The sequence below is a fragment of the Streptomyces sp. NPDC040432 genome, from assembly GCF_055595445.1.
In genome coordinates this window covers 17,326-38,510 of record NZ_JBVIVP010000024.1, presented here as the reverse complement: position 1 = coordinate 38,510, position 21,185 = coordinate 17,326, and the positions used below count along the sequence as shown (strand labels likewise).

Here is a 21,185-nt window from a genome sequence, read left to right as displayed (position 1 = left end):
ACGCGGACGCGAACGGGCCGGGAGGCCCACCCTCCAAGGGTGATCTCCCGGCCCGTGACGTGCAACCGCGCGTGATCCGGGCGGGTGGCCCGGCGTCGACTAGTCGACGGTGGCGGCCTGCTCGCTGTCGTAGCGGCCGTCCAGCTTCGCGACGAGCCCCGTGACCTGACGTGCGATGTCCGGAGCGGTCAGGCCGATTTCGGCCATGATCTCCTTGCGCAGGGCGTGGTCGAGGAAGCGCTGCGGGATGCCGAAGTCGCGCAGCGGGACGTCGACCCCGGCGTCGCGCAGTGCTTGCGAGACGGCTGCGCCGACCCCGCCGGTGCGGCCGTTGTCCTCGACGGTGACGACGACGCGGTGGCCGTCCGCGAGCGGGGCCAAGGCCTCGTCCACCGGCTTGACCCAGCGGGGGTCGACGACGGTCGAGGTGATGCCCTGCTTGTCGAGCAGGTCGGCGATCTCCAGGCACATCGGGGCGAGCGCGCCGACCGAGACGATGAGTACGTCCGGACGGGTGACGTCGGCGGCCGGGGTGCGCAGCACGTCCATGCCGCCGATGCGGCCGACGGCCGGCACGGCCGGGCCGACGACGCCCTTGGAGTACCGCACGACCGTCGGAGCGTCCTTGACCTCGACCGCCTCGCGGAGCTGGGCCCGCAGCTGCTCCGCGTCACGGGGTGCGGCCAGGCGCAGCCCGGGGACCACCTGGAGGATGGACATGTCCCACATGCCGTTGTGGGAGGCGCCGTCGTCGCCGGTGACGCCGGCCCGGTCCAGGACGAAGGTGACCCCGCACTTGTGCAGGGCCACGTCCATCAGGACCTGGTCGAAGGCACGGTTGAGGAAGGTCGCGTAGACGGCGAAGACCGGGTGGACGCCGCCGGTGGCGAGGCCGGCGGCCGAGGTGGCGCCGTGCTGCTCCGCGATGCCGACGTCGTAGATGCGGTTCGGGAAGGCCTCGGCGAACTTGTTCAGGCCGACCGGGTGCAGCATCGCGGCGGTGATGCCGACGACGTCGGGGCGGTCGTGGCCGAGCTTGACCATCTCGTCGGCGAAGACGGAGGTCCAACTGGCGGCGGCGGTCTTCACCGGCAGGCCGGTGTCCGGGTGGATCACGCCGACCGCGTGGAAGCGGTCCGCCTCGTGTTCCAGGGCCGGGGTGTAGCCGCGGCCCTTCTGGGTGAGGCAGTGCACGATGACCGGGCCGCTGAAGCGCTTGGCGCGCGTGAGGGCGGACTCCAGGGCCTCGATGTCGTGGCCGTCGATCGGCCCGATGTACTTCAGGCCCAGGTCCTCGAACATGCCCTGCGGCGCGATGAAGTCCTTGAGGCCCTTCTTGGCGCCGTGGAGGGTCTCGTAGAGGGGCTTCCCGACGACCGGGGTGCGCTCCAGGAGGTCCTTGCCGCGGGCCAGGAAGCGCTCGTAGCCGTCCGTGGTGCGCAGGGTGGCCAGGTGGTTCGCGAGGCCGCCGATGGTCGGGCCGTACGAGCGCTCGTTGTCGTTCACGACGATGACGAGCGGGCGGTCCTTGGCGGCGGCGATGTTGTTCAGCGCCTCCCAGGCCATGCCGCCGGTCAGCGCGCCGTCGCCGATGACGGCAGCGACGTGGTGGTCCTCGCGGCCGAGGACCTCGTTGGCCTTGGCGAGACCGTCGGCCCAGCCCAGCACCGTGGAGGCGTGGGAGTTCTCGATGATGTCGTGGTCGGACTCGGCGCGCGAGGGGTAGCCGGACAGGCCGCCCTTGGAGCGCAGGTCGGAGAAGTCCTGGCGGCCGGTGAGCAGCTTGTGCACGTAGGCCTGGTGCCCGGTGTCGAAGAGGACCTTGTCCTTCGGGGACTCGAAGACCCGGTGCAGGGCGATCGTCAGTTCGACCACCCCCAGGTTGGGGCCGAGGTGCCCGCCGGTCTTGGAGACGGCGTCGACGAGGAAGGACCTGATCTCTGCGGCGAGCTGGTCGAGCTCCTCCTGGCTGAGCCGGTCCAGATCGCGCGGTCCCTTGATGCGGGTCAGCAGCACCCGTGCCTCCTTGCAGTTGCTTGCTGGTCTGTCGAGTCTAATGTTCCGCTCGCGAGGGCGGTCATCGGGCGGTACCCGGAAGGTCACGCCTTTGTCATACCTGTACACCCCGTCGCGTAATCACACATCCCAAACGGGCTCATACCCGTACACCTGTGCGCACACATGTACGCACAGGTGCCCGGCGCCACACGAGGTGGCACCGGGCACTGTGACGGGTCTTACCGCCTGGGGACGCCCCCGGGCGCGCGGTCAGGCGCGTCCGGCCGTCTTCTGGGTCTTGCGGGTGACCGAGTCGATGACCACCGTGGCGAGCAGGACCGCACCGGTGATCATGTACTGGATCGGCGTCGCGATCCCCTCCAGGGCCAGACCGTACTGGATGGAGGTGATGACCATGACGCCGAGGAGGGCGTTCCAGGTCCGGCCCCGGCCGCCGAAGAGGCTGGTGCCGCCGATGACGGCCGCCGCGATCACGTTCATCAGCAGGTCACCGGCGCCGGCGCTCTGGTTGGCGGCCGCGATCTTGGAGGCCCAGAAGAGTCCGCCGATGGCGGCGAAGGTGCCCGCGATCGCGAAGACCGTGATGCGGATCCCGTTGACGTTGATGCCCGCGCGGCGGGACGCCTCGACGCTGCCGCCGAGCGCGAAGACGTTCCGGCCGAAGGAGGTGCGACGCAGCAGGAAGTCCGTACCGGCCAGGGCCAGGACGAAGAGCACGACCGCGAGCGGCAGGCCCTTGTACTGGTTGAACACGGCGGCGGGGCCGAAGGTGAAGACGGCGAGCACGCCGGTGCGCAGCAGGATCTCGGTGAGCGGCCGCGAGGGAACCCCGGCGGCCTCCCTGCGACGGTTGTCGAGGAAGGTGGCCAGGAAGTACCCGGCCACCGCGACCGCCGCGAGGCCGTACCCGGCGGCGACGTCCGAGAAGAAGTACGTCGTGAGCTTGCCGACCACGCCGTCGGAGTCGAGGTTGATCGTGCCGTTGCTGCCGAGGATCTGCAGCATCGCGCCGGACCAGAACAGCAGGCCCGACAGGGTGACGGCGAAGGCGGGGGCGCCGATCCGGGCGAAGAAGAAGCCGTGGATCGCGCCGATGAGGGCGCCGCCGACGACGGCCGCGAGGATCGCGAGCCACTCGTTCACCCCGTGGGTGACGGAGAGGACGGCGACGATCGCGCCCGAGACGCCGCTGACGGAGCCGACCGAGAGGTCGATCTCGCCGAGCAGCAGGACGAAGATGATGCCGACGGCCATCATGCCCGTCGCGACCATGGTGATCGCGATGTTGGTGAGGTTCTCCGGGGAGAGGAAGTTCGAGTTGAGGCCCTGGAAGATGCTCCAGATGATGATCAGGCCGAGGACGACCGGGATGGAGCCCAGGTCGCCCGCCTTCATCTTGCGGCCGAACTCGCTCAGGTACCCGGAGAGGCCCTGTTCGCGCACCAGCAGTCGGGGGTCCACGGCGGGGATGGCGTCCGTCGCGGCGGCCGGGTTGACCGGGTCGACGTGCCCTGCCGGCCCCTTGCCCAGGGGATCGGCGGCGGGATTCTGGGTGCTCACTTGCGGGCCTCCCCGGTGCGGGCCGCCCGGCGGGTCACGGCGTTGTCCGTGGCTCCGGTGATGGCGGAGATGATCTCTTCCTGCGAGGTGTCGGCGACGTCGAAGACACCGTTGTTCCGACCCAGTCGCAGGACCGCCACCTTGTTGGCGACGGCCTTCACATCGGCCATGTTGTGGCTGATGAGGATGACGGCGTGGCCGCGCTCCCGCAGCCGCTCCACGAGGTCGAGGACCTGTGCGGTCTGCTCGACGCCGAGGGCCGCCGTGGGCTCGTCGAGGATGACGAGCTGGGGCTCGCCCAGCATCGAGCGGGCGATGGCCACGGTCTGGCGCTGCCCGCCCGAGAGCGAGGCGATGGGGATCCGGACACTGGGGATCCGGATGGACAGGGTGGTGAGGAGCTCGCGGGCGCGGCGCTCCATCTCCACCTCGTCGAGGACGCCGAAGCGCTTGAGCTCGCGACCCAGGAAGAGGTTGCCGACGACGTCGATGTTGTCGCACAGCGCGAGGTCCTGGTAGACCGTCGCGATGCCCAGGTTCTGGGCGTCGTGGGGCTTGTTGATGGAGACCGGGCGGCCCTGCCACTCGATGACGCCGTCATCGATGGGGTGCACGCCGGCGATCGTCTTGACCAGCGTGGACTTGCCGGCGCCGTTGTCGCCGACGAGGGCGACCACCTCACCGGAGTGGATTTCGAGTTCTACGTCGGTCAGGGCCTGGACGGCACCGAACCTCTTCGAAACCCCTCGCAACGCCAGCACGGGCGCAGCGGACACATGAACCATCTCCTTCGCCGCCTGACCGGCGGGGATGTCGTGCAAAAGAGCAGGAGCGGGGCGGATGGGGAACGACACGGGGGTCGTGGGGGCGGGGGTGGTGCAAGAACGTTTCTGCCCGGCGCCCCGCAGGTGGCGGGAAGTTGGGGCGGGGCGCCGGGCAGGCGCGGGGGGCCGCCCCGGCCTGAGCCTGGGGCGACGGGGCCTACTTGAGGCCGAGGGTGGCGCAGGCGGCCGCGTACTTGTCGGCGCAGATCTCTTCGACCGTGTAGACGCCGTCCTTGACGACGGTGTCCTTGATGTTGTCCTTCGTCAGCGAGACGACCGGGATGAGGACGGACGGAACACCCTTGGAGGTCGGGCTGTCGACCTTCTGGTTGATGATCCCGTCGATCTTCTCGCCCTTGGCGAGGGCGACGGCCATCTCGGCGGCGGCCGCGGCCTCGGGGGCGTACGGCTTGTAGACGCTCATGAACTGCTCGCCCGACACGATCCGCTGCACACCGGCGAGTTCGGCGTCCTGGCCCGTGACCGGGGGCAGGGGGGACAGGCCGGCCGCCTTGAGGGCGGTGATGATGCCGCCGGCCATGCCGTCGTTGGCGGAGTACACGCCGACGACCTTGTCCTTGCCGAGGGCCGAGAGCGCGCCCGCCATGTTGGTGTTGGCGTTCTCCGGCTTCCACTCCTTGGTGTCGTACTCCTTGCCGATGTTCACCTTGCCGTCGAGGACGGAGTGGGCGCCCTTCTTGAACAGCGCGGCGTTCGGGTCGGTCACGGAGCCGTTCATCATGACGATCTGGCCGTCCTTGGCCTTGTCGCCCAGCGCCTCCAGCAGGGCCTTGCCCTGGACCTTGCCGACTTCTTCGTTGTCGAAGGAGGTGTAGGCGTCGATCGGGCCCTCGGCGAGGCGGTCGTAGGCGACGACCGGAATGCCGGCGTCCTTGGCCTTCTTGACCGAACCCGCGATGGCCTTGGCGTCGACCGCGTCGATGATCAGCGCGTTCACCTTGTTGGTGATCATCGTCTCGACCTGGGAGTTCTGCGTGGTCGCGTCCTGCTTGGCGTTGGCGTAGACGACCTCGGCCTTGCCGCCGGTGAGGTCCGCGATCTTCTTCTCGATCAGCGGCTTGTCGAACTTCTCGTAGCGAGCGGTCTGGTTCTCCGGCAGGAGCAGACCGATCTTGATCGCGTCACCGACGGCGGCGGAGTCCTTCGGGCCGTCGCCGGCCTCCTTGGCGCTTCCACAGGCGGCCAGCGAAACGGCCATGGCACCGGCGGCGACGGCTACGGCGGCTCTACGCATACGCGTGTTCATTACTTGAACCTCCCTGACGAGGCCGCAACACCGCGGCCGAGGTGGATGTGAGTCAACCCCGGCCGCGAGTTTGTCGTCAAGGAGTGAATCCTTAACGAGATGACAACGGTGCCATCCGTTATCTAACTGAAGACATGACGGCGGGTGCCCTCACCCCGAGACCATTTTCCGCCAAAAGCGTCGAATCGCCCATCTCGCTGAGGACGAGGGCCAAGGCGCCGAGCACCTCGGCGCGGCCCCCCAGCGACCCCGTGAGGACCGACAACTGCCGGGCCGCGCTGGGGATCGCGTACCGCCCCACGGACTCACGAATGGGCGTCAGGACCAGTTCCCCGGCCTCCGCGAGCGAGCCGCCGAGCACCACGCGGCTCGGGTTCAGGAGGTTGCACAGGCTGGCCACGCCGCTGCCGATGTGCCGACCGACGTCGGTGACGACCCGACGGCAGCCCGGGTCCCCGTCGCGGGCCAGTTCGACCACCCGCTCCATCGTCAGGTCCGGTCCGTGGCTGCTCTCCAGGAGCGGCAACACGTAGCGGGCCGCCGCGAAGGTCTCCAGGCAACCCCGGTTGCCGCAGCGGCAGACGGGGCCCGACTCGTCGAGGGTGATGTGCCCGATCTCGCCGGCCGTGCCGCCGGGGCCCCGGTAGATCTGGCCGTTGATCACCAGGCCCGCGCCGACACCGCTGGCCACCTTGATGTAGGCCAGGTCCTTGACCCCCCGGCCGCTCCCCCAGACCAACTCGCCGAGTGCGCCGAGGTTCGCGTCGTTGTCCACGTAGACCGGCACGCCGAGTCGCTGCGAGAGCTCCTGGCGCGGATTGATCCCGGCCCAGCCCGGCAGGATGGCGGTGGAGCCCAGCGTTCCGGACTCCACGTCGATGGGGCCGGGCACGCCGAGACCCACACCGATGACCTTGTCCCGGCCCACGCCGACGCCCTCGATCAGCCGCCCCACCAGCGCCTCCGCCCGGTCGAAACCGTCCACCCAGGACGCGTCCACGTCGAGCGGCTCGGACTCCTCCGCCAACACCTGGTGCGCGAGGTTGCCGACGGCCACCCGCAGGTGGGTGTGGCCGAAGTCGACGCCGATCACGATGCCCGCATCGCCGCTGAGCGAGACGCTGCGGGCCCGGCGGCCGCCGGCCGAGGTGTCGATGACCTCGACGGTCCCGGCCTCCTTGAGCTCGCGGACGATGTTGGAGACCGTGGCCGCCGACAGTCCGGTGGCACGGGCGATCTCCGCCTGGGTCAGCGAACCGGCGAGCCGCACGGCCCGCACGACCCGTTCCAGATTCGCGCGATGCAGCGAGGACTGCGATCCGGGAGTCTGCACGACTCATCCACTCCTGCCCATAAGCGACGGCGAGCCGTCGCCCCCCTGGCCGGCCGTCGCGGCTGAGCGCTCCGAGACTCCGGCGTCTCTCCAACTTGTGAACCTTAAGTCGAGCCTTTGGGCCTCCACACGTCAAGAGGCTGACGCAGCACGAAAAGGACACCGGTGACCAAAAGGATGATCGGGTACCTCCCGGATCGTGTTACGGTCGCTGAGGCGCCGGTCCTCTGCGGCCTTTCCGGCCGGATCGGGCGCCCACCATGACGGCGCTACGCGAGGAGGTGTTCGGGATGAGTCCCGATCGAAGTCCTCGCAGTGCCCTGCTCGGCTGACCCTTCCGATCGGCCGACCCTCCATCGGATGATCACGGCGGCGCCCCCGGCGCACCCGTGCCCCTTCCATTGAGGCACCGCTCCCTTCCTTCCGCACGCCCCGCACCTCCCGTGCCGGGGCCGCGTCATCCATGCCCACCGGCGCGCCGGGCCCCTTCATGGCCACTCCGCGCCGACCTGTGATCACTCCACGTGCCCGTGCGGCTCCGTGCTGCCCGGACACCGTGGAGGGAGGTATTCGTCATGACCATGCTCACCCCTCGTACCCCCACGAAGCTCGCACCGCCGGGCCGCAGCCGCCGCGAGCGCAGGGCCGCCGAGTCGGAGGCCGCAACCCGCCTCGTCGGCGAGCGCCTCACCGCGCTCGGAGCCCGCACGGGTGTCCAGGTCCTCCAGGACCTGGACACCTCCCGCGTCGGTCTCACCCACGCCGAGGCCGCGCTCCGCCTGGAGCGGCACGGCGCCAACGTCGTGGCCCGGGAGCGCGCCCCCCGCTGGTGGGTCCAGCTCGCGAAGGCGTACGGGAACCCCTTCATCGGCGTCCTGGTCTTCCTCGCCGCCGTCATGTTCTGGCAGGACCCGGCCGACCCGGGCGTCGTGATCCTCGCCGTGATGGTGGGGATCAGCGGACTGCTCCGCTTCTGGCAGGAGTTCCGCTCGGGCCGCGCGGCCGACGCCCTGAAGCAGCTCGTCACCACGACCTGCGCGGTCCAGCGCCGGGCCGGCGGCGGCTCCGCGCCGACCACGTTCGAGGTGCCCATGGACCGGGTGGTCCCGGGTGACCTCGTGAAGCTGGCCGCGGGCGACCTGATCCCGGCCGACCTGCGGCTCGTCGCCGCCAAGGACCTGATGGTCTCCCAGGCCGCGCTGTCCGGGGAGTCGCTGCCGGTGGCCAAGGCCGACATCCGGGCGGACGACCCGGGCACGGTGACCGTCGACGACCCCGTCGAGGCCGACAACCTCTGCCTGATGGGGACCTCGGTCACGTCCGGGACCGCGACCGGCGTCGTCGTCGCCACCGGGGCCGACACCTGGTTCGGCTCCATGGCCGGCTCGCTCGTCGGCGCGCGTCCGCAGACCAACTTCGACACCGGGGTGCGCAAGGTCAGCTTCCTGCTGATCCGCTTCATGCTGGTGATGGTCCCGGTCGTCTTCATGATCAACGGCCTGACCAAGGGCGACTGGAACGAGGCCTTCCTCTTCGGTATCGCCGTCGCGGTGGGACTGACCCCCGAGATGCTGCCGATGGTGGTCTCCGCGAACCTGGCCCGCGGCGCGGTCGCGATGTCCCGCCGCAAGGTGGTCGTCAAGCGGCTCAACGCGATCCAGAACCTGGGCGCGATGGACGTCCTGTGCACGGACAAGACCGGCACCCTGACCGAGGACCGGATCGTCCTGGACCGCTACCTCGACGTCCACGGCGACGAGGACACCGAGGTCCTGGAGTACGGCTACCTCAACGCCCACTTCCAGACGGGCCTGCGGAACCTCATGGACCGGGCCGTCATCGACCGCGTGGACGAGGCCGAGGAGGTTGTCGTCGACGCACGGTTCTCGATGGTCGACGAGATCCCCTTCGACTTCGCCCGACGCCGGATGACGGTGGTCCTGAACCGCAACGGCCTCGCGGCCGGCCCCGCCCGCGCCGAACACGTGATGATCACCAAGGGTGCCGTCGAGGAGGTCCTCGGGCTGTGCACCCACATGGCGGACCGCGGCGGGCGCACCGAACTGACGGCGGAGCTTCGCCGGCGGGTGGCCCGGATCGCCGAGGACAACAACCGGCGTGGACTTCGGGTCCTCGCCGTCGCCACCCGCACCGTCGCCCGACCGCGCGACACCTACACCGTCGCGGACGAGGACGGGCTGACCCTGGTCGGTTTCCTCGCCTTCCTCGACCCGCCGAAGGCCTCCGCCGCCGCGGCCCTGACGGGCCTCCGCGACAAGGGCATCGCGGTCAAGGTGGTCACCGGGGACAACGAGCTCGTCGCGGCCCGCGTCTGCGCCGAGGTCGGCATCGAGGTGGGACACGTGGTCCCGGGCTCCGAGGTGGACGCCCTCGACGACGCGGCGCTGCGCGCGCTGGCCGCCCGCACGACGGTCTTCGCCAAGGCCAACCCCGTCCAGAAGGCCCGCATCGTGCGGGCCCTCCAGGCCGAGGGGCACACCGTGGGTTTCCTCGGGGACGGGATCAACGACGCGGCCGCCCTGCGGGACGCCGACGTCGGCATCTCGGTCGACACCGCGGTGGACATCGCCAAGGAGTCGGCGGACATCATCCTGCTGGAGAAGGACCTGACGGTCCTGGAGCAGGGGGTCGTCCAGGGTCGGACCACCTTCGGCAACACGATCAAGTACATCAAGATGACCGCGTCGTCGAACTTCGGCAACGTCTTCTCGGTGCTGGTGGCGAGCGCGTTCATCCCGTTCCAGCCGATGCTCGCGATCATGTTGCTGGTCCAGAACCTGGTCTACGACATCTCGCAGCTGGCGACCCCCTGGGACCGGATGGACGCGGAGTACCTGCGCAAGCCCCGCAACTGGGACGCCAAGGGCATCTTCCGTTTCATGGTCACCATCGGCCCCATCAGCTCGATCTTCGACATCGCCATGTTCGTGATCATGTGGAACGTGTTCGCCGCGAACAGCGAGGCGCACCAGGCGCTCTTCCAGTCCGGGTGGTTCGTCGAGGGCCTGCTCTCGCAGACCCTGGTCGTCCACATGATCCGCACCCGCAGGATCCCCTTCTTCCAGTCCCGCGCCTCGTGGCCGGTGATGGTGATGACGGTCCTCGCGGTGCTCACCGGCCTGTGGCTGCCGTTCTCGCCGCTGGCCTCCTCCCTGGGGTTCGTGGCCCTGCCGGCGAGCTACTTCCCGTGGCTGATCGGCGTGCTGCTCGCCTACTGCACGCTCACCCAGTTCGTGAAGACGCGCTACATCCGCCGCTTCGGCACCTGGCTCTAGGAACACCCGACGGTGGGAAGGAGGAGGGCCGATGACCCTGCTCAGCGAATGGGGGATGGCCGGGCACCTCGGAGCCGCGCTCGGTTTCGGAGCGCTGATCGGCCTGGAGCGGCAATGGCGGGCCCGGCTGGCAGGGCTGCGTACGAACGCCCTGGTGGCGGGTGGGGCCGCGCTGTTCGTGCTGCTCTCGCAGTACGGGTTCCTCGGGACCGTCTCCGAGGTGAACTACGACGGATCCCGGGTCGCCGCCCAGGTCGTCTCCGGGATCGGCTTCCTCGGCGCCGGAGTGATCATGCGGGACGGGCTCGGTGTGCGGGGCCTGAACACGGCCGCCACCCTCTGGTGCTCGGCGGCCGTGGGCTGCCTGGCGGGGGTCGGCCTCTTCGTCCTGGCGGCCTTCGGCACGGCGGGCGTGGTGGGGACCAACCTCCTGCTGCGCCCGCTGGGCCGGCGCCTGGACAGGGAGCCGCGCGGCGGGGCGGAGGTGGCGTCCGACTACCACTTCGAGGCGGTGTGCCCGGAGGCGGAGGAGGCCCGTATCCGCCACCGGGTGGTGGACGCGCTGGGCCGGCCCGGGTACCAGCTGCGGGAGATCCGCAGCCAGGACGGGCCGGCCGGCGGGCTGGTCACCGTATCGGCGCTGCTGACCGCCGAGGGGACGCAGGGGCGGACGCTGGAGGAGGCCGTCAGCAGCCTCTCGCTCGACCCCGCGGTCTCGGCGGTCAGTTGGTCGGTCCTGCCGGACCGGGCGTGATCCGGCGCTACTTGAGGGTCGCGGAGGTCAGGCCCGCCTGGATCTGGCGCTGGAAGGACAGGTAGACCACCAGCATCGGGATCATCGCGATGGTCACGCCGGCGAACAGCACCGGCAGGTCCGTCTCGTACCCCATCTGGTACTGGAGTTGGATCAGGCCCTGGGTGAGCATGTACCGCTCGGGGTCCGATCCGCTCTGGGGCTGCATCAGCACGGAGGGCAGGATGTACTGGTTCCACTGGCCCAGGACATTGAATATCCCCACGCTGATCAGGCCGGGCTTGGCCATCGGCAGCATCACCTGGAAGAAGATCCGGGTGTCGGAGGCCCCGTCGATCACCGCCGCCTCGTGCACCGCCGTCGGCAGGGTGCGGAAGAAGGAGTGCATGAAGAAGACGGTGAACGGCATCGAGTAGGCGACGTAGACCAGGATCAGGCCCTGGTAGCTGTTCAGCATGTCGAGGCGCTTGACCATGAAGAACAGCGGGACGAGCGCCAGGAACACCGGGAACATCGCCCCGCTGACGAAGAAGTAGTAGATGATCCGGTTGCCCTTGAAGGGGTACCGGGCCAGGACGTACGCCGCCATGGAACCCAACAGCATGGTGAGCGGCACCGAGAACACCATCACGATGAGGGTGTTGGCGAAGTAGTCGCCGATGCCCTTGTCCCAGGCCCGCCCGAAGGCGTCGAAGTTCCAGTTCGAGGGCCAACTGAGGGCCGATCCGCCGATCTGGGCGTCCGTCTTGAAGGACCCGAGCGTCAGCCAGAGCAGCGGCAGGACGATCAGTATCGCCCAGACGGCCAGGAAGCCGTGCGAGAAGACGTTGAGCACCATGCCGTCGGAGGTGCGGCTCCCGCCCCCCTTGGGACGGCCGCTGCCGCCGGACTTCTCGGCCGCGGCCTCACCGGGGGCCTTGATCACTGTGGTCATCGTGTCTCCCGCTCAGAACTCGATGCGCTCGCGGCGGGTGGCGCGCAGCGTGACAAGGGAAAGGATCAGGGTCAGGATCAGCATGACCACGCCCATGGCGCAGGCGTATCCGCTCTTGCCGAAGTAGAGGAAGTTGCGCATCAGGACCGTGGCCATGACCTCGCTGTGGTGGTCCGGTCCGCCGCCGAACTGGCCCGAGGTCATGGTCGACACGAGGACGAACATGTCCATCGCGGCGATGCCCAGGTAGACCGCCGAGGTCTGGACGGAGTCCCAGAGGAGCGGCAGCGTGACCTTCACGAAGGTCTGGGCGCGGCCGGCGCCGTCCAGCAGGGCGGCCTCGTAGATGTCCCTCGGGACGGACTGCATGGCCGCCGAGAAGAGGACCAGGTAGAAGCCGACGCCGTGCCACACGACCACGAGCAGCAGGCACCAGAGCACCAGGTCGGGTTCGTTGAGCCATTCGACGGGGTGGGCCGGGTCGACGACCCCGATCCTGGTGAGGAAGCCGTTCAACAGGCCGCCCTCGTCGCTGCGGTACACGGCGCCGAACAGCACCGCGAGGATCGCGAGGGAAAGGACCTGCGGGAAGAAGTAGACGATCTTGTAGAAGGCCGATCCGCGCACACCCCGGACGCCACCGGCCCCGCTGCGCCCTCCGGCGTTCACCATGAAGGCGAAGAAGAGGGCGAGCAGGATGGTGACCGTGGGGACGAACACCAGGAGCAGCAGGTTGTGCCACAGGGCCCCGAGGAAGACCTGGTCCTTCATCAGCGCCGCGTAGTTGTCCAGCCCGACGAGCTCGAACGTCGGTGACTGGCCCGACCAGTTGGTGAAGGAATAGCCGAACGTCTGGATGTACGGCCAGATGACGAAGGTCAGGTACAGCGCGAGGGGCAGGATGAGGAATCCGGCGATGAAGCCGCCCCGTCCCTTGCTCGTGGCTACTTGGCTCATGGTGTCCGTCCCTGATGGTTCCGGGTGCCCGGTGGACGCGGGGTCAGCTGCGCTTGTTGTTCTTGGCGTTCGGGTCCTTGGCCGCCTTGTCGACCGCGGCCTGGGCCCGCTTGATCCATTCCTTGGGCTGGATGCGCTGGGCCATCAGCTCGTTGGACGCGTTCTCGATCTCGGTGCCCATCTCGCTGTACCACTCGGTGTACAGGTAGTTGAAGGTGTTGTCCCCCGCGCCCTTGAGGGCCTCGACCGCGGACTGGGTGCCGGGCCGCAGCTTGACGTTCGGGTCGACGCCGTCCTTGACGACGGTGAGCGAGTTGGCCTGCTGGGCGAAGATCGTCGACCATTCGCGGGACAGCATCGAGCGCAGGAACTCCAGGCCGCCGGCCTTGTTGGCGGCCTTCTCGGGGACGATGAAGGGCTCGCCGGCGCCGGCCCGGATGGCCTCGAAGGGGAGCTTGCTGTCGGCCAGTACGGGCATCGGCAGGAACTTCATGTCGAAGTCCTCCGGGGTCTGCTTCAGCTGCTCGTTCTCCAGCCAGGAACCGGAGGGGATGAAGGCGGCCTTGTACTGGTTCCAGGCGGTCTGGGACTCCGTGTGGGTGAGGCCGTTGGTGCCGGGCATCAGGAGGCCCTTCTCGACGACCTCGTAGACCGCCTCGACCGCGGCCAGGGCCGCCGGGTTGCCCTCGAAGGCGTTCGGCTCCAGGTTGTCGATGGCCTTCATGGCCTCCAGACCGCCCTTCTTGGCGATCAGGTCCATGATGACGACGTTGATGTAGTACGGGTACTTGCCCTGGTGGGCGAGGCCGCCGATGCCGGCCTCCTTGGCCTTCGTGCAGACCGCGAGGAACTCGTCCCAGGTCTTCGGCGCCGTCCAGCCCTTCTCCTTGAAGAGCTTGCCGGAGTACCAGAGGCCGAAGACGGTGTAGACGTAGTTCAGGGCGACGAACTTGCCGCCCTGGGTGCCCTGTTCGATCGTGCCCTTGATGAGGGTGTCGCGCACCTTCTTGGCGGGGTCGTCGAGCGAGGGGGCGTCGAGCACCTGTGTGAGGTCGGCGAGCTGGCCGCCCTTGAAGAGCACGTCCAGCTTGATCTGCTGGGCGCCGGCGTCGTCGACGACGTCCGGCGGGTTGCCGCCGTTGAAGCGGGGCTGGAGCTTGGCCGTGATCTCCTGGGTGCCGAGGTGGGAGCTGGTGGTGCCCCACTTCTTGTCGAAGGCGGCCTCCCAGGCCTTGGCGTAGTCGTCACCGAACCCGCCCTTGAATACGACCACCTCCAGCTTGCCGCCCTTGGCGACGCCGAACGGGTTCTCGGGGGAGGTGGCGGCCTTGGACTCGTTGCCCTTCGGGGCCGCCTCGCCGCCGGAGGCGCAGGCGGACAGGAAGCTCATCGTCGGGACGGCGATCAGGCCGAGTGCCGCGGAGCGCTTGATCAGGTCCCGGCGGCCGAGGCCCTCACCGGTGCTGTTCTCGCCGTGGGCGGAGGTGGATCCCATGCTCAAGTCCTCGCCTTCGTCAGGAGTGTGAAGGAGGCGGGAAGACACGGCAGTTCCCGTGCATGCGGCATCACCGCAGGTCCCCGCCGTCCCCCGGCCCGGAGCCGCTCATTTCGCGGTGGTCCGGACGGGCACAGGTATAGTCCACTTCCGCTCGGCTGAGCAAGATCGTGCACAAGGATCGTCCCCGGCTTTTCCGAGTTGAGACCTCACCGTCACCTGGCCTGCTCCCCCAGGAGCGCCCCGAGCAAACGGAAGGGCCGTATCCCCTTGTACGGGGATACGGCCCTATGGTGCCGATCTCGGGCGGATCGCTCCGCCCGGCGCGCCCTTAGCCTCGGATGAGGTTGCGGAGCACGTACTGCATGATGCCGCCGTTGCGGTAGTAGTCCGCCTCACCCGGCGTGTCGATGCGCACGACCGCGTCGAATTCCACTCCGGTGTCGGTGGTCACCTTGACGGTGCGCGGGGTGGTGCCGTTGTTCAGCTCCTCCACACCGGTGAAGGAGAAGGTCTCCTCGCCGGTGAGGCCCAGGGTGGCCGCGGTGACGCCCTCGGGGAACTGCAGGGGCAGGACGCCCATGCCGATCAGGTTGGAGCGGTGGATGCGCTCGTAGGACTCGGCGATGACGGCCTTGACGCCGAGCAGCGCGGTGCCCTTGGCGGCCCAGTCGCGGGACGAGCCCGAGCCGTACTCCTTGCCCGCCAGGATGACCAGCGGGATGCCGGCGGCCTGGTAGTTCTGGGAGGCGTCGTAGATGAAGGAGACCGGTGCGCCCTCGACGGTGAAGTCGCGGGTGAAGCCGCCCTCGGTGCCCGCGGCGATCTGGTTGCGCAGGCGGATGTTGGCGAAGGTACCGCGGATCATGACCTCGTGGTTGCCGCGGCGGGAACCGTACGAGTTGAAGTCGCGGCGCTCGACGCCGTGCTCCGTGAGGTACTTGCCGGCCGGGGTGTCGGCCTTGATGGCGCCGGCCGGGGAGATGTGGTCGGTGGTGACCGAGTCGCCCAGCTTCGCCAGCACGCGCGCGCCGGCGATGTCGGAGACCGGGGTGGTCTCCATCGTCATGCCCTCGAAGTACGGGGGCTTGCGCACGTAGGTGGACTGCGGGTCCCACTCGAAGGTGTTGCCGGTCGGGATCTCCAGCGCCTGCCACTGGGCGTCGCCCGCGAAGACGTCCTGGTAGGACTTGTTGAACATGTCCTCGCCGATGGCGTTCGCCACGACGTCGTTGACCTCGGCCTCCGACGGCCAGATGTCGGCCAGGAAGACCGGCTTGCCGTCGGTGTCGGTGCCCAGCGCGTCCTTGGTGATGTCCACCTTCATGGAGCCCGCGATGGCGTACGCGACGACCAGCGGCGGGGAGGCCAGGTAGTTCATCTTGACGTCGGGGTTGATGCGGCCCTCGAAGTTGCGGTTGCCCGAGAGGACCGAGGTGACCGCGAGGTCGGCCTCGTTGATCGCCTTCGAGATCTCCTCGTCCAGCGGACCGGAGTTGCCGATGCAGGTGGTGCAGCCGTACCCGACGAGGTTGAAGCCCATCTTGTCGAGGTACGGGGTCAGACCGGCCTTGTCGAAGTAGTCGGTGACGACCTTCGAACCCGGGGCGAGGGTGGTCTTGACCCACGGCTTGCGGGTCAGGCCCTTCTCGGACGCCTTCTTGGCCACGAGCGCCGCGGCGACCATGACGTAGGGGTTCGAGGTGTTGGTGCAGGAGGTGATCGCGGCGACGGTGACGGCGCCGTGGTCGATCTCGAAGGAGGTGCCGTCGGCCAGGGTCACCCGGGTGGGCTTGGTGGGCACACCGTTGGAGGACGCCGGGGCGTCGGACGCCGGGAAGGACTCCTTGCCGGCCTCCTCGTCGTCGCTGACGTAGTTGCGTACGTCGACGGCGAACTGCTGGGAGGCGTTCGCGAGGACGATGCGGTCCTGCGGGCGCTTCGGGCCGGCGATGGAGGGGACGACCGTGGAGAGGTCGAGCTCAAGCTTCTCGGAGAAGTCCGGCTCGGCGGCCGGGTCCAGCCACAGGCCCTGCTCCTTGGCGTACGCCTCGACCAGGGCGACCTGCTGGGCGTCGCGGCCCGTCAGGCGCAGGTACTTCAGCGTCTCGTCGTCGATCGGGAACGTCGCGGCGGTGGAGCCGAACTCCGGCGACATGTTGCCGATGGTGGCGCGGTTCGCGAGGGAGGTGGCGGCGACGCCCTCACCGTAGAACTCGACGAACTTGCCGACGACGCCGTGCTTGCGGAGCATCTCGGTGATGGTCAGCACGAGGTCGGTGGCGGTGGTGCCGGCGGGCAGCTCGCCGGTCAGCTTGAAGCCGACGACGCGCGGGATCAGCATGGAGACCGGCTGGCCGAGCATCGCGGCCTCGGCCTCGATGCCGCCGACGCCCCAGCCCAGCACGCCCAGGCCGTTGACCATGGTGGTGTGCGAGTCGGTGCCGACGAGGGTGTCGGGGTACGCCTGGCCGTTGCGCACCATGACCGTGCGGGCCAGGTGCTCGATGTTGACCTGGTGCACGATGCCGGTGCCCGGGGGGACGACCTTGAACTCGTCGAAGGCGGTCTGGCCCCAGCGCAGGAACTGGTAGCGCTCCTTGTTGCGGCCGTACTCCAGCTCGACGTTCTGGGCGAACGCCTCGCGGGTGCCGAACTTGTCGGCGATGACCGAGTGGTCGATGACCAGCTCGGCCGGGGCCAGCGGGTTGATCTTGGAGGCGTCGCCGCCGAGGGCCTTCACGGCCTCGCGCATGGTGGCGAGGTCGACGACGCAGGGGACGCCGGTGAAGTCCTGCATGATCACGCGAGCCGGCGTGAACTGGATCTCCTCGCTGGGCTGGGCCTGCGAGTCCCAGTTGCCGAGCGACCGGATGTGGTCGGCGGTGATGTTCGCGCCGTCCTCGGTGCGGAGCAGGTTCTCCAGCAGGACCTTCAGGCTGTAGGGAAGGCGGGCGGAGCCCTCGACCTTGTCCAGCTTGAAGATCTCGTACGACTCGTCGCCCACCTGCAGCGTGCTGCGGGCGTCGAAGCTGTTCGCCGACACGACAGTCTCCTTCATGCATGATTTCGCGCGTATTACCGCAATCCTGCCGTGTGGCGCTCTGGCCAATCCGCTAAGGTGAGGCTAAGTTAGGTAACCCTTACCGGCGGGACGGCTGCGGTACGCCTTGGGCAGTTATCTCGATGTCGAGATAACTCTAGTACATGTCCGGGGGAAGGGACGAGGCACGCACCCTCAGTCCTGCCGCCACCGTGCGCTGACCCGGGGATTCCGCATGCCCTGATTCGATCAGTGTGACCAGCGCGGACACCGCCGTCACGGCAATCCGCTCGGGGCACAGCGTGACGGTCGTCACGGCGGGTTCGGACACCGCGTACGCGGGATCCTCGCTGGCGCAGACCAGCAGCAGGTCCCCGGGCGTACGGATCCCGTGGCGCGCCGCGGCGGCCAGCACCTGACGGCCGCCCGGGTCGTACACGCTGTACACCGCGTCGGGGCGGTCCGGCGCGGCGAACGCGGCGTCGAAGGCGTGCCCCGCCGCGTCCTCGGGGTCGAACACGACCGTCCGTGCGCTCCGCCCGTGCTCCGCGCACCACTGTTCGTAGGCCGAGGTGACGGCCCCGGTGTAGAACTCCCGGCCGTAACCGGAGTGCAGGGCGATCCGGCGGGCCCCGGACGCCGCGAGGTGGTCGAGCACCTCGCGGGTCGTGGCGGCGTGGTCGTTGTCCACCCATATGTCACCGGGGCGCGGGTCGGTGGGGCGGCCGTCGAAGACCACCGGGAGCCCGCGCGCCCGCAGGGCCCGCAGCACCCGATCGCCGTCCGGGCTGTCGAGCAGCAGCATCCCGTCGACGGCGAGGGTGTGCCACAGGGGCTCCGCGCCCCGGTCGGCCGGGAGGGTGGTCAGCGCGTAGCCGTGGGCGTGGGCGGCGGAGGTCGCCGCGGTGAGCAGGCGGGAGAAGTAGGCGACGCCCGCGAAGTCCCACGCCGAGCCTGCGTAGGTCGTGACGGCCACGCCCAGGGTTCGGGTACGGGGGCCGCGGTGGGCTCCGTACCCGAGGGCGGCGGCGGTCTCGCGCACCCGGCGGCGGGTGCCCTCGCCGAGCCGGCCGGTGCCGTTGAGGGCGTGCGAGACGGTGGCGGTGGAGACCTCGGCGGCGCGCGCGATGTCGGCGATGGTCGGTCCCGGTCCAGGCACGCGGCCATCGTACGGACGGAACGGTGGCGGGGCGGCGGCCGGTGCTGCCGATGGGGCGGCCGTGGGGGCTGCCGCAGCCGCCGCTCCTGCGGAATCCGTGGGGCGGGACGGGTACCGGTTACGGGCTTAACCAAGGAACGTCCTGACCTCGCCCCATCCACCGATCCCTTCTGTTGCGTTCGGAGCGGCCATGACGACACCCCTGCCCCTGCCCCGGCACACCCCCTCCTCCCCCACCGCGTCCGCGTCCGCGCCGCCGCCCGCGCCCACCCCGTCGGGCGCCCTGTCACGGCGGGGGCTCCTCGCGGCGGCCGGCGCGACGGGGGCGGCCGGACTGCTCGGCGCGGTCGCGACGCCCGCCGCGGCGGCGACCGCCGGCTCCTCGGGGCGCGCCTCGGCGGCGCTGGTCATCCACAACGCCCGGGTGTTCACCGGGGTGGAACAGGGCGGTCCGGGGGCCGCCGGTGGTCCGGCCCGGTCGGTGGCGGTCGGGCGGGACGGCCGGATCCTGGCCGTGGGTTCGGACGCGGCGCTGCGCCGGTACGTCGGCCGGGACACCGGGACGGTGGACGCGCGCGGGAACACCGTCATGAGCGGCATCCACGACGGCCACGTGCACCCGCTGGGTGCCGGGGACCGGTCGCTGCGGCCGTCCCTGGAGGGTGCGGAGACCACCGGGGAGGAGCTGCGGGCGATCCTCACCGGCTTCCTCGCGGACACCGGGGGCGAGGCCGCGGAGCCGGACCGCTGGCTGGTGGTCGAGGACTGGAACCCGGTCGGGCTGCTGCCGACCGGGACCGCACCGCACCACTCCCTGCTGGACGCGCTGGCGACCCGCCGACCCGTGATCCTGGTCGGCGGCGACGGGCACAACCTGTGGGCGAACCGGCGGGCCCTGGAGATCGCCGGTGTCACCGCCACGACCCCCGATCCGGTGGGCGGTCGGATCGTGCGGGGCCCGGACGGGCTGCCGACGGGCGTGTTCAAGGACGACGCCCAGGACCTGGTGAAGCGGCACGTGCCGGAGCCCTCCCGGGCGGAACTCGTCGCGGCGTGCGCCGCGGTGCTGGAGCTGGCGGCGGCCTCCGGGGTCACCACGATGATGGACGCCCTGGTGGGCCGGCACGAGCTGGACCTCTACCGGGAGTTGGCGGGGGCCGGCCGGCTGCCGCAGCGGATCGTCCCCGCGATCCGGCTCGACGCCGCGCAGGCGAAGGACCCGTCGGCGGCGCTCGCGTACGCGCGGGGCCTGCGGCGGGAGTTCGACGGGGTACCGGGCCTGCGGTTCGGGATGGTGAAGGTGTTCCTCGACGGGGTGATCGAGCACCCGGCGCAGACGGCCGCGCTGCTGGAGCCGTACCTGGACGGGGCGGGGAAGCCGACGGGGAACCGGGGCGAGCTCTACACCTCGGCGGCGGACTACGGCCGGCTGACCGCGGCCTTCAACTCGGCGGGATGGCAGATGCACGCCCACGGCCTGGGCGACCGGGCGGTCCGTACCGCTCTGGACGGGTACGCGTACGCGCGCCGGACGACCGGGCTGCGGGATCCGCGCAACGCGGTGGCGCACCTCCAACTCGTCGACCCGGCCGACCTGCGGCGCTTCGCGCAACTCGGCGTGGCGGCCTGCATGCAGCTCCAGTGGGCGGCGCGGGACACCTGGACGATGGAGGCACTGCTGCCGTACATCGGACCGCGACGGCACCGCTGGATGTACCCGGCGCTCAGCCTGGAGCGCGCCGGCGCGCGCCTCTCCGGCGGCTCCGACTGGCCCGTGGACGCCCTCCAGGTGTGGAACCAGCTGCGTACGGCGATCGACCGGCAGGGCGCCCACGGTTCGGGACCCCTGTACCGGGAGCTGGAGGGGTTGGGGCGGAGCAGCGTACTGCGGATGCACACCTCCGGGACGGCGTGGCAACTGCGTCAGGAGGGGCTGACGGGGACGGTGGAGCAGGGCAGGGCGGCGGACCTGATCCTCCTGGACCGCGATGTGACGCGCTGCCCGGTGGCCGACATCAGCGGCACGGAGGTACGACTCACCCTGGTCGGCGGCCGGGTGGTGCACGACGCGGATTCGACGGCGGGGAAGGCCGCTTCGGCCCGGATGGCCGTCCGGCCGGTGTCGGGTCCGCGCCCCGTCTCCGCGACGGCGGTGCACGGCGGCCGTCACCGCGCCTGCGGCTGCGCGACGAGCTGAGCCGCCGCCCGTCGGTCGGGGACGCCGACGAAGGGAAGGGGGCCCACGAAGGGAAGGGGGCGTCCGCGGGCGCGCGGCGCCCCTTTCCCTCCACTTCAACACGGCCCGCGCAAAACCGCCCCGTATGCGGCCTATCACCCCTTCCGTCACCCGAAGGGACGCACCCCCGCCACCACTCCCCGCCCCAACTCCACGACGGACCGGGGAGGCAGCCACCCGGCGGCGCCCGCACCCCCTCCCACCTCAGCGGAAACATCCGCCACACGGTGAGCCGGGCAGTGGATCTGACGGTAAGTAACACCCGCCTGCCACACCCAGCGCGAGCGGCATCTCATATCTGAGATACC

At 69.9% G+C, this 21,185-nt stretch carries 13 protein-coding genes; 3 read left to right on the top strand and 10 right to left on the bottom strand.

Annotated features, from left to right (window positions below; translation table 11 throughout):
* Positions 1–99: 99 nt before the first annotated feature.
* The 5 genes from dxs to ACZ58N_RS32310 all read right to left on the bottom strand — a co-directional run bounded on the left by dxs (position 100) and on the right by ACZ58N_RS32310 (position 7,003).
* Positions 100–2,016: a 1-deoxy-D-xylulose-5-phosphate synthase gene (gene dxs / locus ACZ58N_RS32330; protein ID WP_281206068.1), complete on the bottom strand. Its 1,917-nt coding sequence runs from the start codon at positions 2,014–2,016 to the stop codon at positions 100–102.
* Between the two features lie 252 nt (positions 2,017–2,268).
* The gene (locus tag ACZ58N_RS32325; protein WP_471167332.1) at positions 2,269–3,549 is read right to left on the bottom strand and encodes a sugar ABC transporter permease; all 1,281 of its coding nucleotides are present in this window, start codon (positions 3,547–3,549) and stop codon (positions 2,269–2,271) included.
* A gap of 26 nt (positions 3,550–3,575) precedes the next feature.
* On the bottom strand, positions 3,576–4,364 hold the full coding sequence (locus tag ACZ58N_RS32320; protein ID WP_389701611.1) for an ATP-binding cassette domain-containing protein: 789 nt from the start codon (positions 4,362–4,364) through the stop codon (positions 3,576–3,578).
* Positions 4,365–4,560: 196 nt separating this feature from the next.
* Positions 4,561–5,670 (bottom strand): sugar ABC transporter substrate-binding protein, encoded by a 1,110-nt coding sequence (locus ACZ58N_RS32315; protein WP_471167170.1) that lies wholly within the window; start codon positions 5,668–5,670, stop codon positions 4,561–4,563.
* A gap of 118 nt (positions 5,671–5,788) precedes the next feature.
* The gene (locus ACZ58N_RS32310) at positions 5,789–7,003 is read right to left on the bottom strand and encodes an ROK family transcriptional regulator (RefSeq protein WP_471167167.1); all 1,215 of its coding nucleotides are present in this window, start codon (positions 7,001–7,003) and stop codon (positions 5,789–5,791) included.
* Positions 7,004–7,578: 575 nt separating this feature from the next.
* On the opposite strand from ACZ58N_RS32310, the gene mgtA reads away from it, so the two are divergent.
* On the top strand, positions 7,579–10,299 hold the full coding sequence (gene mgtA / locus ACZ58N_RS32305) for a magnesium-translocating P-type ATPase (protein WP_471167165.1): 2,721 nt from the start codon (positions 7,579–7,581) through the stop codon (positions 10,297–10,299).
* A 31-nt stretch (positions 10,300–10,330) separates the two neighbouring features.
* Entirely contained in the window at positions 10,331–11,053 is a 723-nt protein-coding gene (locus ACZ58N_RS32300; RefSeq protein WP_471167163.1) for an MgtC/SapB family protein, read from the top strand.
* A 7-nt stretch (positions 11,054–11,060) separates the two neighbouring features.
* On the opposite strand, the gene ACZ58N_RS32295 is transcribed toward ACZ58N_RS32300, so the two are convergent.
* The 5 genes from ACZ58N_RS32295 to ACZ58N_RS32275 form a co-directional block, all read right to left on the bottom strand.
* Positions 11,061–11,987 (bottom strand): carbohydrate ABC transporter permease, encoded by a 927-nt coding sequence (locus tag ACZ58N_RS32295; RefSeq protein WP_471167161.1) that lies wholly within the window; start codon positions 11,985–11,987, stop codon positions 11,061–11,063.
* Positions 11,988–11,999: 12 nt separating this feature from the next.
* Positions 12,000–12,944 (bottom strand): carbohydrate ABC transporter permease, encoded by a 945-nt coding sequence (locus tag ACZ58N_RS32290; protein WP_471167159.1) that lies wholly within the window; start codon positions 12,942–12,944, stop codon positions 12,000–12,002.
* 43 nt (positions 12,945–12,987) lie between these two features.
* Positions 12,988–14,439 carry an N-acetylglucosamine/diacetylchitobiose ABC transporter substrate-binding protein gene (ngcE, locus tag ACZ58N_RS32285; RefSeq protein WP_471167156.1) on the bottom strand — a complete coding sequence of 484 codons (1,452 nt, stop codon included), beginning with the start codon at positions 14,437–14,439 and terminating at the stop codon, positions 12,988–12,990.
* Positions 14,440–14,770: 331 nt separating this feature from the next.
* Positions 14,771–17,485 (bottom strand): aconitate hydratase AcnA, encoded by a 2,715-nt coding sequence (acnA, locus tag ACZ58N_RS32280; RefSeq protein ID WP_471167154.1) that lies wholly within the window; start codon positions 17,483–17,485, stop codon positions 14,771–14,773.
* Between the two features lie 154 nt (positions 17,486–17,639).
* Positions 17,640–18,641 carry a LacI family DNA-binding transcriptional regulator gene (locus ACZ58N_RS32275; RefSeq protein WP_471167151.1) on the bottom strand — a complete coding sequence of 334 codons (1,002 nt, stop codon included), beginning with the start codon at positions 18,639–18,641 and terminating at the stop codon, positions 17,640–17,642.
* 190 nt (positions 18,642–18,831) lie between these two features.
* Between ACZ58N_RS32275 and ACZ58N_RS32270 the strand changes: the two genes are divergently transcribed.
* The gene (locus tag ACZ58N_RS32270) at positions 18,832–20,838 is read left to right on the top strand and encodes an amidohydrolase (RefSeq protein ID WP_471167149.1); all 2,007 of its coding nucleotides are present in this window, start codon (positions 18,832–18,834) and stop codon (positions 20,836–20,838) included.
* The last annotated feature ends 347 nt before the right edge of the window (positions 20,839–21,185 follow it).

Coding starts and splice junctions, on each gene's coding strand:
- ACZ58N_RS32320 (WP_389701611.1), bottom strand. CDS start 4,364: ATGGTTCATGTGTCCGCTGCGCCCGTGCTGGCGTTGCGAGGGGTTTCG.
- ACZ58N_RS32315 (WP_471167170.1), bottom strand. CDS start 5,670: ATGAACACGCGTATGCGTAGAGCCGCCGTAGCCGTCGCCGCCGGTGCC.
- mgtA (WP_471167165.1), top strand. CDS start 7,579: ATGACCATGCTCACCCCTCGTACCCCCACGAAGCTCGCACCGCCGGGC.
- ACZ58N_RS32300 (WP_471167163.1), top strand. CDS start 10,331: ATGACCCTGCTCAGCGAATGGGGGATGGCCGGGCACCTCGGAGCCGCG.
- ACZ58N_RS32295 (WP_471167161.1), bottom strand. CDS start 11,987: ATGACCACAGTGATCAAGGCCCCCGGTGAGGCCGCGGCCGAGAAGTCC.
- ACZ58N_RS32290 (WP_471167159.1), bottom strand. CDS start 12,944: ATGAGCCAAGTAGCCACGAGCAAGGGACGGGGCGGCTTCATCGCCGGA.
- ngcE (WP_471167156.1), bottom strand. CDS start 14,439: ATGGGATCCACCTCCGCCCACGGCGAGAACAGCACCGGTGAGGGCCTC.
- ACZ58N_RS32270 (WP_471167149.1), top strand. CDS start 18,832: ATGACGACACCCCTGCCCCTGCCCCGGCACACCCCCTCCTCCCCCACC.